Origin of the sequence: Methylocaldum sp., from assembly GCF_035627495.1 — a bacterium.
Lineage (GTDB): Bacteria > Pseudomonadota > Gammaproteobacteria > Methylococcales > Methylococcaceae > Methylocaldum.
The window spans coordinates 1-1,468 of sequence record NZ_DASPLO010000084.1 but is presented as its reverse complement, the minus strand read 5'-3'; the positions used below and the strand labels follow the sequence as shown (position 1 = coordinate 1,468).

At 65.3% G+C, this 1,468-nt stretch carries 1 protein-coding gene; it reads left to right on the top strand.

What is annotated here, in order from left to right:
* Positions 1-58: 58 nt before the first annotated feature.
* Complete coding sequence (locus tag VEB01_RS07285; RefSeq protein WP_324874129.1) at positions 59-1,207, top strand: IS110 family RNA-guided transposase; 1,149 nt, start codon at positions 59-61, stop codon at positions 1,205-1,207.
* The last annotated feature ends 261 nt before the right edge of the window (positions 1,208-1,468 follow it).

Genomic DNA, 1,468 nt, shown 5'->3' with positions numbered 1-1,468 from the left:
CAGTTGCAAAAGCTATCCTTAGAATTTGAAGTGCGACCAACAAATCGAGGAGAACGACATGCAACCGACTCACGAGAACGATTTTACGCTGAATGGGATGTTGACGGTGGCGCTGGAGCTGGCCAAGGGCAGCTGGAAGATAGCGTTGCACGATGGAAGGCGGAGCAAGCCGGCGATACATACCGTCAAGCATGAACAGGCGGCGGGCCGCCTGGCCGAAGCGGTCGCGGTGATTGACGCCATCCGGCGGGAATGGCGGTTGGGCAACAGCGCGCGCGTGGTGGTGGTGTACGAAGCGGGGCAGGACGGCTTCTGGATCGAACGGGCGCTGCGTGGCCGCGGTCATGAAGTGCTGGTGGTGGACCCGGCGAGTATTCCGGTGGAGCGGCATGCGCGGCGCGCCAAGACCGACCGTCTGGATGCGCTGCGGTTGTTGACGGCATTGCGCGGATGGCTGCGCGGCGAGCGCGACCGCATGCAGGTGGTCCGGGTGCCGGCGCCGCAGGCGGAAGCGCACCGGCACCTTGCGCGCGAGCGTGGGCAGTTGCAAAAGGAAATCGGCCAGCACCGGGACCGCCTGCGCAAGCTGTTGCGCACGGTGGGCTGCTGGGACGAGGTGGACGGCACGCTCGCCGCACGCCTGGCGCGCGGCGAGGTGACGTGCCATGACGGCAGCGCGCTGCCGGCGCCCCTGCGAACGCGGCTGGAGCGGGAATGCGAACGGCTGGCCCTGGCGCACCGGCAACTGGAAGCGGTGGAAACGGCGATGTCGGAACAACTGCCAGGGGAAGTACGCGCGCGCATCGGGCATTTGCAGCAGCTCAAGGGCGTGGGACAGGTGGGCGCGACGCGGCTGGTGCTGGAATTGTTCTGGCGGGCCTTCGAGAACCGGCGCCAGGTAGGTTCGTGCGTGGGACTGGTGCCGCAACCGTACGACAGCGGGGAAAGCCGGGTGGACCAGGGCATCAGCAAGCAGGGCAACCGGCGGGTACGGGCACTGTTGATCGAGATGGCGTGGATGTGGCTGCGCTACCAGCCGGCAAGTGCATTGAGCACGTGGTTTGCGCAGCGCACGCAGGCAAGCGGGCCGAACAAGCGCGGGCGGCGCATTGCGATCGTGGCGGTAGCGCGCCGGTTGTCCATTGCGCTATGGCGCTATCTGGAGGATGGTGTGCTTCCCGCGGGAGCGGTAAAGAAGGCCCCCTAGGCCGCAAGCAACACAGCACAGGATGAGCGGATCGACGAACAGGAAAGGTTGAAGTGGACAAGCCCGTAACCCACCCTGGCTGCAGCAGCAGCCGACCCTAGTAGATGGGGCTTGCCGGAATCGAGGTCACCGACGCGCAACGCGCATGCAGGATTGGGCTGGGCCAAGGACCAGCGGATAGAAGGTGGTGAGACGCGAAGTCTCACGCAAGGATGACCGAGAGCTTGAACCGATGAAGCGAGACGACCGATGAAGAAACAC